The 15,783-nt window shown below is 72.1% G+C and carries 12 protein-coding genes and 1 pseudogene; 6 read left to right on the top strand and 7 right to left on the bottom strand.

Annotation, left to right across the window (positions count from 1 at the left end):
- The 4 genes and pseudogenes from ABZU53_RS18810 to mraZ all read right to left on the bottom strand — a co-directional run.
- A pseudogene (locus tag ABZU53_RS18810) lies at positions 1-372 on the bottom strand (penicillin-binding protein 2); the annotation flags it as partial.
- A gap of 3 nt (positions 373-375) precedes the next feature.
- Entirely contained in the window at positions 376-981 is a 606-nt protein-coding gene (locus tag ABZU53_RS18815; RefSeq protein ID WP_354856129.1) for a hypothetical protein, read from the bottom strand.
- 59 nt (positions 982-1,040) lie between these two features.
- On the bottom strand, positions 1,041-2,081 hold the full coding sequence (gene rsmH, locus ABZU53_RS18820) for a 16S rRNA (cytosine(1402)-N(4))-methyltransferase RsmH (protein ID WP_355066914.1): 1,041 nt from the start codon (positions 2,079-2,081) through the stop codon (positions 1,041-1,043).
- A 206-nt stretch (positions 2,082-2,287) separates the two neighbouring features.
- Entirely contained in the window at positions 2,288-2,719 is a 432-nt protein-coding gene (gene mraZ / locus ABZU53_RS18825) for a division/cell wall cluster transcriptional repressor MraZ (protein ID WP_355066874.1), read from the bottom strand.
- Between the two features lie 356 nt (positions 2,720-3,075).
- On the opposite strand from mraZ, the gene ABZU53_RS18830 reads away from it, so the two are divergent.
- The 3 genes from ABZU53_RS18830 to ABZU53_RS18840 are packed head-to-tail and all read left to right on the top strand — an operon-like array spanning position 3,076 to position 5,712.
- Positions 3,076-4,323, top strand: coding sequence for a MurT ligase domain-containing protein (locus ABZU53_RS18830; RefSeq protein ID WP_354856178.1), 1,248 nt, complete (start codon positions 3,076-3,078; stop codon positions 4,321-4,323).
- Positions 4,313-5,032 (top strand): glutamine amidotransferase, encoded by a 720-nt coding sequence (locus ABZU53_RS18835; RefSeq protein ID WP_354856127.1) that lies wholly within the window; start codon positions 4,313-4,315, stop codon positions 5,030-5,032. The genes ABZU53_RS18830 and ABZU53_RS18835 overlap by 11 nt, the downstream gene beginning before the upstream one ends.
- A complete protein-coding gene (locus ABZU53_RS18840; protein WP_355066875.1) occupies positions 5,029-5,712 on the top strand; it encodes a VTT domain-containing protein in 684 nt (227 codons plus the stop codon). The genes ABZU53_RS18835 and ABZU53_RS18840 overlap by 4 nt, the downstream gene beginning before the upstream one ends.
- A gap of 265 nt (positions 5,713-5,977) precedes the next feature.
- On the opposite strand, the gene ABZU53_RS18845 is transcribed toward ABZU53_RS18840, so the two are convergent.
- Both ABZU53_RS18845 and ABZU53_RS18850 read right to left on the bottom strand, forming a co-directional pair.
- Entirely contained in the window at positions 5,978-6,649 is a 672-nt protein-coding gene (locus tag ABZU53_RS18845) for a CHAP domain-containing protein (protein WP_354856125.1), read from the bottom strand.
- Positions 6,650-6,669: 20 nt separating this feature from the next.
- Positions 6,670-7,068, bottom strand: coding sequence for a hypothetical protein (locus ABZU53_RS18850; RefSeq protein ID WP_354856124.1), 399 nt, complete (start codon positions 7,066-7,068; stop codon positions 6,670-6,672).
- Positions 7,069-7,251: 183 nt separating this feature from the next.
- Here ABZU53_RS18850 and ABZU53_RS18855 point away from each other — a divergent pair, with 183 nt between their 5' ends.
- Complete coding sequence (locus ABZU53_RS18855) at positions 7,252-10,113, top strand: BTAD domain-containing putative transcriptional regulator (RefSeq protein WP_354856123.1); 2,862 nt, start codon at positions 7,252-7,254, stop codon at positions 10,111-10,113.
- Positions 10,114-10,181: 68 nt separating this feature from the next.
- Here ABZU53_RS18855 and leuS read toward each other — a convergent pair whose 3' ends face one another.
- Positions 10,182-13,022 carry a leucine--tRNA ligase gene (gene leuS, locus ABZU53_RS18860; RefSeq protein ID WP_355066876.1) on the bottom strand — a complete coding sequence of 947 codons (2,841 nt, stop codon included), beginning with the start codon at positions 13,020-13,022 and terminating at the stop codon, positions 10,182-10,184.
- A 402-nt stretch (positions 13,023-13,424) separates the two neighbouring features.
- Here leuS and ABZU53_RS18865 point away from each other — a divergent pair, with 402 nt between their 5' ends.
- Both ABZU53_RS18865 and ABZU53_RS18870 read left to right on the top strand, forming a co-directional pair.
- Entirely contained in the window at positions 13,425-14,477 is a 1,053-nt protein-coding gene (locus ABZU53_RS18865) for a MoxR family ATPase (protein WP_234590654.1), read from the top strand.
- A gap of 1 nt (position 14,478) precedes the next feature.
- Positions 14,479-15,777: a DUF58 domain-containing protein gene (locus ABZU53_RS18870; RefSeq protein ID WP_354856121.1), complete on the top strand. Its 1,299-nt coding sequence runs from the start codon at positions 14,479-14,481 to the stop codon at positions 15,775-15,777.
- The last annotated feature ends 6 nt before the right edge of the window (positions 15,778-15,783 follow it).

The raw sequence follows: 15,783 nt of genomic DNA on the forward strand, positions 1-15,783 counted from the left end.
CTCGTCGCCGGCCGGCCCACGCGGGGTGCGCGGCGCGACGGTCCGCACGACGCCGCCCCGGCCGGCCGCCGGAGCGTCCCGCCGGCCCGAACGGGCGGCGGCCCGGCCGCCGTCGAGCACCTGCAACGCCGGCCGGAACGGGTCGCCGGACCGGGTGCTACGCGGGGTACGCCGCTGCTCGGCGGCCCCGCCGCGCGCCGGTGTGCCCTCGCGGACGGTCCGGCCTCTCGGGGTGTACGCGCGGGCGCCGGAGATGCCCCCGATGCCCGGCTCGCCGGCCCGCGACTCCTCGTCGGCGGGCCCGGCCGCACGCGAAGAACCGCGCCGGGACCCCGGGGGGTTCCGGCGCGGCTCGTCCGACCTCGGTGGCACTGGTCAGCCTCCCGCGCCCTGGCTGGTGACCGACGGCTGGCCGGTCGCCGGCTTCGGCACGCCGATGGTCTTGCCGTCCGGCATCCGGATGTACGCCGGCTCACCGGCGTCCACCAGACCCAGACGACGCGCCTCGGCGGTCAGGTTGCCCGGCGCCTCGTACTCGGTGATCTGCTTGTCCAGCTGCTGCTTCTCCAGGTCCAGTCGGGCCTGCTGCTGCTGCAGCTTCTCCAGCCGGAACGCGTTCTCATTGATCTTGGTGTTGACCGCCAGGATGCCGAGCACCCCGCCGACCACCAGCACCACGATCAGCGCCGCGAACGGCGCACGCGGCACCGACACCGGCGGCGGCGGCGCCACCCGCAGCCGAGGCGAGCGAGCGGTCGCCGCGACGCCGGCCTTCTCGGCCGGACGCAGCGCGGCGCTGCCCTGGGTCGGGAACTCGCGCGCCCCCCGGGCGCGAGCCTCCCCCTGCCGGTTGACTCGATCGATGCGTGGCGTACCGTTCCCCACGCGCGGGGCTCGCTCCGCCGCGGTCCGGCCCCCCGACCGCGGTGCGCGCTGCCCGCCGCCGGTGACGTCCCGGCGGTCGCGCTTGTCAATGTTCATGTCCCCTCCCCCTCTACATCCGTCCCTCTGCCGTCCCGGTGCCCCTGATCCCCCACGGATCAGGCTGACCCAGTGCCCGGTTGGTGCATCCCCTTCACCCTGCGGCGGGACCGTTCGCGGTCGGTCCGCGCCTGTTCTGTCGCGTTCGGGTCGAGTCGAACCGCTGCCCGCAACCGCACCGAAGCGGCGCGCGGGTTCGCGGCGACCTCCTCCTCCCCGGGCAGTTCGGCGCCCCGGCTGAGCAGCCGGAACGTCGGACCGGACCCGGGCAGCTCAACCGGGAGGTCGATCGGGCCCTTACTGCGGACCCGGTCCGCGAGCGCCGCCTTGGTGAGCCGGTCCTCCAGCGAGTGGTAGGACAGGACCACCATGCGACCGCCCACGGTCAGAGCGTCGAGCGCGGACGGCAGCGCCGTCTCCAGCGCTGCCAGCTCTCTGTTTACCTCGATCCGTAAAGCCTGAAACGTTCTCTTTGCCGGGTGTCCGCCCGTTCGTCGCGCTGGTGCCGGAATGGAGTCCCGGACCAGCTCCGCCAGCCGCGCGGACGAGGTGATCCGGGCGCGTTCGCGCTCGCGGATGATCGCCGAGGCGATCCGGCCGGCGAACTTCTCCTCGCCGTACACCCGCAGCACCCGGGCCAGATCCGGATGGGCGTACGTGTTGACCACCTCTTCGGCGGTCACCCCCCGCGTCTGGTCCATCCGCATGTCCAGCGGCGCGTCCTGCGCGTACGCGAACCCGCGGTCGGGCGCGTCCAGTTGCAGCGACGAGACACCCAGGTCGAACAGGATCCCGTCGATGCCCGGATAGCCCAGCCGCTCCAGCACCTCGGGCAGCTCGTCGTAGACGGCGTGCTCCAGGTGCACCCGGTCGGCGAACCGCGCCAGCCGGACCCGCGCGTGAGCGAGCGCCTCGGTGTCCCGGTCGAGCCCGATCAGGACCGTCTCCGGGTGTGCCTCCAACACCGCCTCCGCGTGCCCGGCCAGGCCGAGCGTCGCGTCGACGTGCACCGTCCGGCCGCCTCGACCCAGCGCGGGGGCCAGCAGCTCGAGACACCGCTCGAGCAGCACCGGCACGTGCGTGCCGCGCAACTCCCCCATGTCGACCCCCACTGGTTGAAACGTCCGTTCTTCTCGCGCGCCTGCCGTGGCGACGGCGCTGCCGTCGTACCGCCAGATCCCCATCCGCTCCCGCCGGACACCGGACGCTCGCCCGATGACTGGATCGTGCGCCTGGCACCGGGGAAGGGGTGCCAGGAACTCGAAAGCGGCTGGAGATCTCGCAGTACGTCGGGCGCCGTTCCGCCCTACAGACCGCCGGGCAGCACCCCCTCCTCGATGTCGGCGAAGTCGTCTTCGCTCTCGGCGAGGTAGGTCTCCCAGGCGACCTTGTCCCAGATCTCCACCCGTGTGCTCGCGCCGATGACCACCAGGTCACGGTCGAGCGCGGCGTACTCCCGAAGGTGTGCCGGAATCGTCACGCGGCCCTGCTTGTCCGGCACCTCGTCGTGCGCGCTGGCGAAGAAGACCCGGCTGTAGGCCCGGGCCGCCTTGTGCGTCATCGGCTGCGCGCGCAACTGCTCCGCGATCCGCTGGAACTCGGGTGTCGGAAAGACATAGAGGCAACGATCCTGCCCTTTGGTGACCACGACACCCCCCGCCAGCTCATCCCGGAACCTGGCCGGAAGGATCAACCGGCCTTTGTCGTCCAGGCGCGGAGTATGGGTGCCGAGGAACATCCGGCCCTACCCCCTCGCCCTTGAGCGGCGTTCGCGGCGCCGCTGACCCCCCGGGCCGGTGAGCCCTCCCGGCCTCACCATTGGGCCCCACCTTACTCCACTTCCCTCCACCTGCAACCAGATTCGCCCGCGTGGCGCGGCCGATTCACGCGCAAAACCGCACGTCACACGGGGTGGAGCGGAGTGGAGGGCCGGAGCCCTCCCCCGGCGTGGTCCGCTTTCCGACATAGATCGACTCCGTCCGGTGGAGCGCGAACCGCCCACCCGCGCGGATGCCACGGCCGAACGGTTCACCGTCGGCGGCGATCTGGTGAAGCGGGCGGTCCGGTAACCTCGCTCGCGTGACGGACGCGAAAATGCCCCTACGGGCCAAGGTGGCCAGCTCCGTGTCACGGACCGCCGCGGCGCTCTCCCGGGCCGCCGGCCGTGGCGACGGATCGGTGATCGGCGGATGGATCGGGCTGAAGATCGACCCGGAGCTGCTGGCGCACCTGTCGGCCGGACGCGCCATCGCGCTCGTCTCCGGCACCAACGGCAAGACGACCACCACCCGGTTGACCGCCGCCGCGGTCGGCGTGCTCGGCCGGGTCGCCACCAACTCCTTCGGCGCCAACATGCCCAGCGGGCACACCTCGGCGCTGGCCAAGGCCGGCAGCACCCCGTACGCGGTGCTGGAGGTCGACGAGCACTACCTCGCCCAGGTGCTGGAGTCGACCGAGCCGCACGTGGTCGCGCTGCTGAACCTCTCCCGCGATCAGCTGGACCGGGCCAAGGAGGTCGCCATGATGGCGCAGCTCTGGCGCGCGGCGCTGGTCCGGCACACCGACGTACGGGTGGTGGCCAACGCCGACGACCCGCTGGTGGTCTGGGCCGCCACCCCGCCGGGCGACCCCGCCCGGGGCATCAACCCGCCGCACGTGACCTGGTTCAGTGCCGGTCAGCGCTGGCACGACGACTCCTGGGTCTGCCCGGAGTGCGGCTCCACGATCCAGCGCTCGGGCGACCAGTGGTGGTGCACCGGCTGCCCGCTGCGCCGACCGGAGCCGAACTGGGTCGTCGAGGACGAGGGCGTGCTCGACCCCACCGGCGCCTGGCACAAGGTCTCCCTCCAGCTGCCCGGCAAGGTCAACCTCGGCAACGCGGCGACCGCGCTGGCCGTGGCGGCCGAATTCGGCGTACGCCCGGTCGACGCGGTGTCCCGCCTCGGCATCGTCACCTCGGTGGCCGGCCGTTACGCGCAGGTCGACAAGGACGGGCGCAACATCCGGCTGCTGCTGGCCAAGAACCCGGCCAGCTGGCTGGAGGCCTTCGACATGGCCGACGACGCGCCGACCCTGCTCTCCATCAACGCGCGCGACCCCGACGGTCTGGACACCTCCTGGCTCTACGACGTCGACTTCGCCCCGCTGCGCGGCCGGCAGGTGTTGATCACCGGCGACCGGGCCTACGACCTGGCGGTCCGACTGGACGTCAACGACGTACCGTTCCAGCACGTGCGCACCTTCGACGACGCGATCCGGTCGGTCCCGCCCGGGCGACTGGAGGTCATCGCGAACTACACCGCGTTCCAGGACATCCGAGCGGAGTTGGACCGTGTCATCTGAGAGCCTGCGCATCGTCTGGATCTACCCCGACCTGCTGTCCACCTACGGCGACCGGGGCAACGCCCTGATCCTCGCCCGACGGGCCCGCCAACGCGGCATGCCGGTCGAGGTGCTGGAGGTCCGCTCCGACCAGCGGCTGCCCGCGACCGCCGACATCTACCTGGTCGGCGGTGGCGAGGACGGCCCGCAGGCGTTGGGCGCCCAGCGGCTGATCGCCGACGGCGGTCTGCACCGGGCGGTCGCCCAGGGGTCTGTGGTGTTCGGCGTGTGTGCCGGTTACCAGCTGCTCGGCACCTCCTTCTTCGCCAAGGGTGTGCAGTGTCGCGGGCTGGAGCTGCTGGACCTGCAGTCCGACCGGGGCGAGAGCCGGGCCGTCGGCGAGCTGGCCGGTGAGATCGACCCCCGACTGGGCCTGCCCCCGCTGACCGGTTTCGAGAACCACGGCGGTCGCACCCATCTCGGTCCGGAGGTCGCCCCGCTGGCCCGGGTCACCACCGGGGTCGGCAACGACGGCGCCACCGAGGGCGCGTGGCGTGGCAAGCTGCTGGGCACCTACTCGCACGGCCCGGCCCTGGCCCGCAACCCGGCCCTGGCCGACCTGCTGCTGCGCTGGGCCACCGGGGCACACCAGCTGCCGCCGCTGGACGACACCTGGTCCGACCGGCTGCGCAACGAGCGCCGCGCCGCAGTGGCCCCCGCCCGGGCATGATCCGAGCCGTCCGGCGGCTGCTCCGGCAGCCGTCGGCCGCCCGGTTCGCCCTGCTCGTGCTGCTGATCGGCGGCTGCGGGCTGCTGCTGCTCCTGGTGCCCCGGCCGGATCCGGCGCACCTGCCGGAACTGGCCGACCGGTTGGGCGGCCTCGCGCCGGTGGCGGCGATCCTCGGCGGGGCGCTGCTGCTGGTCGCCCTGGTTCCCCGTACCTTCATCACGCTCGCCGCGGGCGCGATCTTCGGCCCCCTGGAGGGCGCGGCGTACGCCCTGGGCGCCGCGCTGGTGGCGGCGGCGATCGGGTTCACGGTCGGCCGGCTGCTCGGCCGGGAGTTCGTCGCCGATCGGGTCCGGGGCCGACTGGCCCGCCTCGACGGGTGGTTCGCCCGGCAGAGCGTGGTCGGCGTGGTCACCGTCCGGCTGCTGCCGATCGCCGGCTTCGGCCTGGTCAGCTACGGCTACGGCACGACCGGCGCCCGGATGCTGCCGTTCCTGGCCGGCAGCGTGATCGCCGCCGCGCCGACCGCGTTCGGCTACGCCGCGATCGGCGCGGCCGTCAGCTCGCCCGGCCACGTCAACTGGTACGCCGCCGCCCCGGCCAGCCTCGGTCTGATCGCCAGCGTCGTGCTCGTCCACCAGTGGTGGCGCGGCGAACGACGCCGCCGGTCGATGTCGGTCTGACCGTGCCCAACCCGACGGATCCGACGGGCGAGCAGCGACTGGCTGAGGGCTTCGTCAGCGACGTGGTCCGGATCGGCGACACGGTGCGTCGGACGCCACCTGCCAACCTGGACTTCGTCGGCGGCTCCTGGACCACCTGGCCGTGGTCGGCGCGGACCTCCCGCCTCGGTACCTGGGGGTCGACGCCCTCGGCCGGCAGGTGCTCAGCCACATCGGAACGCAACCGACCCGGCGAGAGACGCAGGGCCGGTTGCGAACCGGGATCCTACTTCGGCACCGGCGACGTGTAGCCGACGACGGCTGACTCCCAGTTGGAGTGCAACACGTGGGAGACCGTGTTCGACTGGTTGCCGCCGACCACGTAGTGATTGCCGTCCGTGCTGGTGTCGTAGTACGAAGTCACGATGGCCACGTGGTCGATGACTCCGTCGCCACCCCAGTCGTAGGACGCGGCGTCACCCTTGCGCGGGACGTAGCCGCTGCCCCGGCCGTGCCAGGTGCCGTTGTTGATGCCGTAGGTCCGGAAGCTCGACGCGGCGGCGTTGAGCCCGGTGTACTTCGCACCACCCCAGTAGAACGCGAACTTCGCGAAGTCGGCGCACCACGCCCGGGCCCGCCACCTCACGTCGTCCCAGGTCTTTGACCCGTTCCGGTACATGTACCCGGGGCTCACCGGACCGCAGGTGCCGGTCCCCGAGCTGTCGTAGCGATCGTTGTTCGGGTCGGCCCAGAAGCCGGTGTAGAAGTTGCAGTCCTGGCCGCTGCGCTCCTTCAGGCGGTACTGCACATCGGTGTTCTCCGAAGTGAACTGTTCCCAGGCGATGTTACCGACGTCGATGCCCAGTTGGGTGTCGGCGGCGTGCGCAATTCCTGGCACGACGAAGATGCTGGAGGTGGCGGCGACCACGGCCACCACGGCCATGCGGAGTGCTTTCACGGTTGTCTCCTGTCCGGCGATCAGAGCCAGCCGCCGCAGCGGCGGTTGGTGTTGCCGTCACTGGTGCAGACCTTGAGGTAGACGCCCGAGCTGAAGGGGCCGTACCACTCGTCCTCGGCCCAGTCGCCGACGCCTCCGGTCGCCTCGTCGAGCTTCACGCCGGCAGTCGACGTGCTCGGTGTCCTGATCCACACCTCGGCGCGGCGACCGTCCTTGGCCGTGTCTTCGAGAAAGTAGCTGAGGCCGGTGGTAAAGGCCTCGGGGCAGATCTGGTACGTCAGATCGGCTCCGGAGATGCTGGCCGTGCCGCTGCGGCATGCGGCCGCGGACGCGGCCGTTGGTGACAGGACCACTGCGGCGGTCCCGACAAGGCCGGTGGCTACGACGGTTCGCAGGCCACGCTGCCAGGCTTGCTTCATGTGCCCTCCTCATCGTGCCCGGACGCCGCTTCGTCGACGCCCGGTCGAGGCGCTTTGCCGCCCCCCGTTGCGCACACTCTCCCGGCGCGTGGTGGAAGCGGAGTGGAAGTCGGGTGCAGCGCTCAATCCGCCAGGATCGATACAATGCGTCGGGGTGGCCGCGACGAGCACGGGGGGTCTCGGATGGAGCAACTGCGGCTCACCGTGCTCGGTCCGCTGGAGGCCGAACGGGCTGGCGCCGTGATCCGGCTCGGCCCGCGGCAGGTGGAGCTGCTCTCCGTGCTCGTCATCGAACTCGGCCGCCCGGTGTTGGCCCGCCGCCTGGTGGATCTCCTCTGGGGTACCACCGCCGGCGACGGCGCGGCGCCGACGCTCCGCAGCCATGTCTCGCACCTGCGGCGTGCCCTGGGGCCCGGCCGGTCCGCGCCCGCGGAGGCCTCGATCGTCGCCACCGTCGGCACCGGCCCCGGCCTGGCGTACCGGCTGGATCTGCCCCCCGACTGTGTGGACGCCTGCCTTTTCGAACAGCAGGCCACGCAGGGGCGGCGGCTGCTCGACGCCAGCGACCCGGCGGTGATCCCACGCGCCGCCGAGCTCTTCGGCGCCGCACTGGCCCACTGGCGGGGGCCGGCCTTCGCTGACGTCGCCGACCGGCCGTTCGCCCTGCCCGAGGTGGCCCGCCTCGACGCGTTGCGCCGCACCGCCCGACGCGGTCACGCCGAGGCGCTGATCGCGCTCGGGCGACCCGCCGCAGCCGTCGGCGTGCTCACCGGCGCGGTTCTGGACGACCCGTACGACGAGGGCGTCCGCCACCTGCTCACGCTCGCCCTCTACGCCGAGCAGCGGGTGGACGAGGCCGCCGAGGTCTGCCGACGGGGCATCGCCCTGCTGCGGGAACGAGGCATGGACGCACCGCAACTCCACCGTCTGTACGCCGCTATCCTGCGGCGCGACGAGCTGCCGATCCCGGCACCCGCGGCGGTGGTCGGCGGACTCGCGCCGGTGGCGCCGGCGAGCCTGCTGCCACCGGACCCGCCGCACTTCGTCGGCCGGGCCGCCGAGCTCGATGCGGCTCGGCGGCACTGCCTGGCGCTGAAACGGCAGCAGATCCTGCTCGTGACCGGTGCGGCCGGCGTGGGCAAGACCAGCTTCGCCGTCCGCTTGGCGCACCTGCTCGCCGAGGATTTCCCGGACGGATGCCTATACGTCAACCTGCGCGGCTTCGATCCGGGCGGTACGGCGATCGCCGGGGACGAGGCGGTGCGACTCTTCCTGGACGCCTTGCGGGTGCCACCGGAGCAGACGCCGGCGCGCGAGGAGAGTCGGGCCGGCCACTACCGGAGGCTGCTGTCGGAGCGCCGCATGCTGATCGTGCTCGACAACGCCCGCGACGCCGGTCAGGTGCGCCCACTCCTGCCCGGTGCCGCCGGGTGCGCGGTGGTGGTGACCAGTCGACAGCAACTACCCGGCCTGGTGACCGTCGAGGGCGCCCAACCGGTCACCCTCGACCTGCTCACTGCCGCCGAAGCCCGCGATCTGCTGACGAGCCGACTGGGTGGCGACCGGGTGGCGACGGAGCCGGGGCCCGTGGCAGGGATCATCGAACGGTGTGACCGGCTGCCGCTGGCCCTGGCGATCGTGGCGGCCCGCGCGGCGACTCATCCCCGGTTCCCGCTCGCCGTGCTGGCCCGGGAACTGACCGAGTCCCGCGGCAGCCTCGACGGCTTCGCGGCCGGCGATCCGGCCACCGACCTCCGGTCGGTCTTCTCCTGGTCGTACCGGGCTCTCGGCGGTGCGGCAGCGCGGTTGTTCCGCCTACTCGGGCTGCACCCCGGGCAGGACATCTCGGTGCGGGCCGCCGCAAGCCTCGCCGCACTGCCCGAGCGGCAGGTCCGCCCCGTCCTCGCCGAACTGGCCCGTGCGCAACTCGTCATGGAGCGGGCACCGGGCAGGTACACCTGCCACGATCTGCTCCGGGCGTACGCGGCGGAGCTGGTCGCGTCGGAGCCCCCGGAGGTAGGCCACGCGGCGCGGCGCCGGATCGTCGACCACTATCTGCTCAGCGCCCGCACGGCCGACGCGCGACTGTCCCCGCTACGGCAGCCGATCACGCCGCCGTCGTTGACGACGGGCGTGACTCCGGAGGAGCCTGCGGACGGCGCCTCGGCCTTGGCCTGGCTCGCCGAGGAGCACGGCGTGCTCATCCGGGTGGTCGAGCTGGCTGCTCGGCACGGCTTCGACCGGCACGTGTGGCAGTTGGCGTGGGCGGTGACCACCTTCCTGTCCCGTCGTGGCTGCTGGGAGGACCTGATCGCCGTACAGCACCGCGCGCTGGCCGCGGCTGAACGCTGCGGCGACAGGGCCGCAGCGGCGCAGGCACATCGCGACGTCGTCGCGGCCTTCTCCGAGACCGGCCGCCTCCGGTTGGCCCGTCAGCACCTGGAGTCGGCTCTGGCGCTGCTGCGGGAACTCGGCGACCGGACCGGGCAGGCGCAGACGTTGCTGACCCTCAGCTGGATCAACGAGAAGGAGGGTGACCAGATGACCGCGCTGCACCACGACGAGCGGGCGCTGGCCCTCTTCCGGGCCGACGGGCACCAGGCGGGGGAAGCCCGGGCGCTCAATGCGATCGGCTGGGATCATGCCGTGCTCGGCGCGTACCGGGAGGCGGTCGGCTACTGCCAGCGGGCGCTGGTCCTGCAGCGCCGGCTCGGTGACGGGGTCGGGGAGGCGAACAGTTGGGACACGTTGGGCTACGCCCATCACCATCTCAGCCGCTACCGCCGGGCAGCCCGCTGCTTTCGACGGTCACTGGCGCTCAGTCGAGAATTGGGACACCGCTACAACGAGGCGGAGACGCTGCACCACCTGGGCGACAACCACGAGGCCCTCGGCGACCTGGCTGCCGCACACGACTGCTGGCTGCGTGCCTTCGAGATCCATAGCGACATGCGGCACCCAGCTGCCGCGCAGTTGCGCGACAAGCTCTCGGCGGGCCACGGCCATCCCCGTCGCCGGCCGGAGGTGGCGGCCGTCGTCCGCTGAGTGCATCCCGTACCGGCACGGTGGACAAGCGGCCGGCCGGTACGGGACGTAATGACGACCGACCACCATCACATGACGACGGAGACCATCCGGCCCTTCACCACGATGACCTTGCGGGGTTCCTTGCCGGTCAGGGAGGCGGTCACCGCTTCCAGGGCGGCGGCGCGGACGGTCTCCTCGGAGGCGTCGGCGGGGACCTCGATGCGGCCACGGACCTTGCCGTTGACCTGCACCGGATAGGTCACCGTCTCGGCCACCAGCAGCGCCGGGTCGGCGGTCGGGAATTCCGCGTACGTCAGCGAGGTGTCGTGGCCCAGCTTGCGCCACAGCTCCTCGGCCAGGTGCGGGGCGAACGGCGCCACCATCAGCACCAGCGGCTCGGCCACCTCCCGCGGCGTGGCCGACAGTCGGGTCAGCCCGTTGGTCAGCTCGATCAGCTTGGCGATCGCGGTGTTGAACCGGATGCCGTCCATGTCGCCGCGGACCCCGTCGATCACCTTGTGCAGCAGCCGACGGGTCGCTTCGTCGGCCGGAGCCTCGGTGATCCGCAGCGCGCCGGTCTGCTCGTCGACGATGGCCCGCCAGACCCGCTGCAGGAACCGGTACGAGCCGACCACCGCCCGGGTCTCCCAGGGTCGGGACACCTCCAGCGGGCCCATCGACATCTCGTACACCCGGAAGGTGTCCGCGCCGTAGGCGGCGCACATGTCGTCGGGGGTCACCACGTTCTTCAGCGACTTGCCCATCTTGCCGTACTCGCGGTTGACCGTCAGGTCGCCCAGGTAGTAGGCGCCGTCGCGCTCGACGACCTCCTCGGCCTGCACGTAGCTGCCGCGCGAGTCGGTGTACGCGTACGCCTGGATCATGCCCTGGTTGAACAGCTTGCGGAACGGCTCGAACGACGAGACGTGCCCCAGGTCGAACAGCACCTTGTGCCAGAACCGCGCGTACAGCAGGTGCAGCACGGCGTGCTCGGCGCCGCCGACGTACAGGTCGGTGCCCCCGCAGTCGCCCTCGGCGCGCGGGCCCATCCAGTACCGCTCGTTCTCCGCGTCGACGAACCGCTCGCTGTTGGTCGGGTCCAGGTAGCGCAGCTCGTACCAGCAGGAGCCGGCCCACTGCGGCATCACGTTGGTCTCCCGGGTGTAGCGCTTCGGCCCGTCACCCAGGTCCAGCTCGACCTCGACCCAGTCCCGCCGCCGCGACAGCGGGGTCTCCGGGTTGGAGTCGGCGTCGTTCGGGTCGAACGTCTTCGGGGAGAAGTCGTCCACCTCGGGCAGCTCGACGGGCAGCATCTCCTCCGGCAGGGCGATGGCCGCGCCGGTCTCGTCGTAGACGATCGGGAACGGCTCACCCCAGTAGCGCTGGCGGGAGAACAGCCAGTCGCGCAGCCGGTAGGTCACCGCGCCGGTGCCGTGCCCGTTCGCCTCCAGCCAGGAGATGATCGCCGCCTTGGCGTCGGCGACCCCCAGGCCGTTCAGGTCCAGGCCGCGCTCGGGCGCGGCGCTGTTGATGGCCGGGCCGTCCCCGGTGTACGCCTTGCCGTCGAAGCCCTCCGCCGGCTGCACGGTACGCACGATGGGCAGCTCGAAGACCTCGGCGAACGCCCAGTCCCGCTCGTCCTGCGCGGGCACCGCCATGATCGCGCCGGTGCCGTAGCCGGCCAGCACGTAGTCGGCGATGAAGATCGGGATCTGCCCGCCGGTCACCGGGTTGGTGGCGTACGCGCCGATGAAGACGCCGGTCTTCTCCTTGCTGTCGGACTGCCGCTCGACGTCGGTCTTGGCCGCCGCCGCCTTGCGGTACGCCTCGACGGCCTCGGAGGGGCTGGCGTGCCCGCCGGTCCAGGCGTCCCTCGTGCCGTCGGGCCAACTGGCCGGCGCCAGCGTGTCGACCAGCTCGTGCTCGGGCGCCAGCACCATGTAGGTGGCCCCGAAGACGGTGTCCGGGCGGGTCGTGAACACCCGGATCGGCTCCCGGGTGGTCGGGAAGTCGATGTGCGCGCCGGTGGAGCGACCGATCCAGTTGCGCTGCATGTGCTTGATCGCCTCGGGCCAGTCCAGGCTGTCCAGGTCGTCCAGCAGCCGGTCGCCGTACGCGGTGATCCGCATCATCCACTGCTTCAGGTTGCGCTTGAAGACCGGGAAGTTGCCGCGCTCGGAGCGCCCGTCGGCGGTGACCTCCTCGTTGGCCAGCACGGTGCCCAGCCCGGGACACCAGTTCACCGGCGCCTCCGAGACGTACGCCAGCCGGTGGTCGTCGACGATCTGGCGGCGCTCGGCGACGCTCAGCTCGGCCCAGGGCCGGCCGTCCGGGGTGGAGCGGTTGCCGCCCTCGAACTCGGCGATCAGCTCGGCGATCGGCCGGGCCCTGCCGGCGTCGCGGTCGTACCAGGAGTTGAAGATCTGCAGGAAGATCCACTGCGTCCAGCGGTAGAAGTCGGTGTCGATGGTCGCCACCGACCGGCGCTCGTCGTGCGCCAGCCCCAGGCGGCGCAGCTGCGACTTGTACCGCTCGATGTTCGCGACAGTGGTGGTCCGGGGGTGGGTGCCGGTCTGCACGGCGTACTGCTCGGCGGGCAGGCCGAACGCGTCGAACCCCATCGCGTGCAGCACGTTGCGCCCGGCCATCCGCTGGTAGCGGGCGAAGCAGTCGGTGCCGATGTAGCCCAGCGGGTGGCCGACGTGCAGGCCGGCGCCGGACGGGTACGGGAACATGTCCAGCACGTACAGCTTCTCCGCCCCGGCCCGGGGGTGGCCCGGATCGGCCAGCGGACCGGTCGGGTTCGGTGCGTGGAAGGTGCCCTCGCGCGCCCAGGTGTCCTGCCAACGGGTCTCGATCTCGTCGGCCAGGGCCGCGGTGTACCGGAACGGGGGGATGTCGCCCGCCGGTGCGGCTGCCTCACTCATCGTTTCTCCTCGCTTCGCTTCGCTTCGTCTCGGCACCGCCGGGCCGGACCGGCGGCGGGCACAAAAAAGCCCCTCGCGCAGGAGGGGCCGCCGTGCTGTCGCGCGTTCAGCGCATCAGCACGGCCCGGTAAGAAGCAGGAAGACTCCGGCCATGTCCGGCAGTGTACCCCGTCGCCGACGGGACCGGAGGAACCGCCGGGCGCGGTCCGGTCGATCCCCCAACTCGGCGAATATCCGTGCGTAAGCGGCGGACTACCTGCGGGGGTCGGCGATAACGACAAACATGGTTAGCCTGAGAGGCCAGTGAGAATCCTGCGGCAAACGAGGCTCGACGTCGCGAACCCAACGGCGGGTCCAGGTGCTCTCTACAGAGCTGCCGTGACGGCGACGAGGAGGAGGCCCGTGACACAACAGACCTGGGACGAGGTGGGCGGCCTGTTGCCGCACGACGAGTTCCGCGCCGCCAGCGAGGCCATCGTGGCCAACATCGAGCAGGTCATCGAGGGTAAGACCGCCACCGTGCGGCTGGCCCTGGCCGTTCTGCTCGCCGAGGGTCACCTCCTCATCGAAGACGTTCCCGGCGTCGGCAAGACCAAGCTGGCCAAGGCCCTGGCGCGGTCCATCGACTGCACGGTGCGCCGGATCCAGTTCACCCCCGACCTGCTGCCCAGCGATGTCACCGGCGTGAGCGTCTACAACCAGGAGACCCACGACTTCGAGTTCCGTCCGGGGGCCGTCTTCGCCAACCTGGTCGTCGGCGACGAGATCAACCGGGCGTCGCCGAAGACCCAGTCGGCGTTGCTGGAGTGCATGGAGGAACGGCAGGTCACCGTCGACGGCGTGACCTACCAGCTACAGACCCCGTTCATGGTCATCGCCACCCAGAACCCGATCGAGATGGAGGGGACGTACCCGCTGCCCGAGGCGCAGCGCGACCGGTTCACCGCCCGGATCGCGATGGGTTACCCCGACGCCGGCGCCGAACTGGCCATGCTGGACGGGCACGGCGGCACCGACCCGCTGAACGAGCTGCGGCCGGTCTCCGACGCGGACATCGTCCGGCAGCTCATCGCCACCGTCCGACAGGTGCACGTCGCGGACGCCGTCAAGCAGTACGCCATCGACCTGGTCACCGCCACCCGGGAGGCCCCCGACCTGCGCCTCGGCGCGTCCCCCCGGGCGACCCTGCAACTGCTGCGCACGGCCCGGGCGGTCGCCGCGCTGGAGGGCCGCGACTACGTCCTCCCCGACGACCTGCAGGCCCTGGCGGTGCCGGTGCTCGCGCACCGGATCATCCCGACGGCCGACGCGCAGCTCGCCCGACGCACCACCGACGCGATCGTCTCCGAGCTGGTGCACCGACTGCCGTTGCCGCACGACCGGCAACGCAGCCCCTACGACACCCGGCCCGCCACCGGCAACGGTCGCGCGCCCTACGAGCCGCGGAGGCCGTGACGTGCGTGCCGGGCTGCGCGGGTTGACCACCCGCGGGCGCTCGTTCCTCGCGGCCGCGATCGCGGCGGCGATCTCGGCCGTCATCCTGGGCGAGAAGGACCTGCTCCGGGTGGCCGTACTGCTGGCCATCCTGCCGCTGCTGGCCGCCGCCTACGTGGGTCGCAGCCGCTACAAGCTGGCCTGCAACCGCTCGCTGGACCCGCACCGGGTCCCGGTCGGGGCCAACTCGCGGGTGGTGCTGCGCCTGCAGAACCTCTCCCGGCTGCCCACCGGCACCCTGTTACTGGAGGACCGGCTGCCCTACGCGCTGGGCAGTCGGCCACGGGTCGTGCTGGAGCGGCTCGGCGCGCACCAGGCCAGCTCCGTGGCGTACACGGTCCGTGCCGACGTGCGGGGCCGTTACGACGTGGGCCCGCTGGTGGTTCGGATGACCGACCCGTTCGGTCTGTGCGAGCTCACCCGGGCGTTTCCCAGCACCGACCACCTGACGGTCATCCCGCAGGTCACGCCCCTGCCGTCGGTCCGGCTCCCCGGGGAGTACGCGGGCAGCGGCGACAGCCGGGCGCGTTCGGTGGCGGTGCACGGCGAGGACGACGCGGCGACCCGGGAGTACCGCCGGGGCGACGACCTGCGCCGGGTGCACTGGAAGTCCACCGCCCGCACCGGCGAGCTGATGGTGCGCCGGGAGGAGCAGCCCTGGGAGAGTCGGGCCACGGTCGTCCTGGACACCCGCGCGTACGGCCACCGGGGCGACGGCCCGACGGCGAGTTTCGAGTGGGCGGTCTCCGCCGCCGCCAGCATCGCCGTGCACCTGCGGCAGGCCGGCTACAAGCTGCGCCTGGTCACCGGCTCGGGGGTCGACGTGGACGCCTCGGAGGGCGGCGGCGACGGTGTGCTGCTCGACCACCTGGCCGAGGTACGTCTGGACCAGCGGGCCGACGTGACCGGGCTGGTGCAGCGGGTTCGGCAGCGCGCCGACGGTGGTCTGATCATCGGGCTGTTCGGCATGGTGAGCGTCGCCGAGGCCGAGTTGCTGGCCGGGCTGCGGGGCAACGGCGCGACGTGCGCCGGTTTCCTGTTGGACAGCTCCACCTGGCTGAGCCTCCCGGAGAAGGCCCGCGCCGAGGCGGAGCACACGCACGGCGCGGCGGTGCTGGCCATGGTGCGCAGTGGCTGGCGGGTGGTCGGCGTCGACCACGGCAGCCGACTGCCGGCGCTGTGGCCGCAGGCCGGCCGAGGATCTCAGGGCTTCGCCCTGCGCGCCGCGCTGGCCGAGACGGTCGCCGGCGGCGTGCGATGAACGGAA

Source organism: Micromonospora sp. NPDC005194, from assembly GCF_040608335.1.
Classification (GTDB): domain Bacteria; phylum Actinomycetota; class Actinomycetes; order Mycobacteriales; family Micromonosporaceae; genus Micromonospora.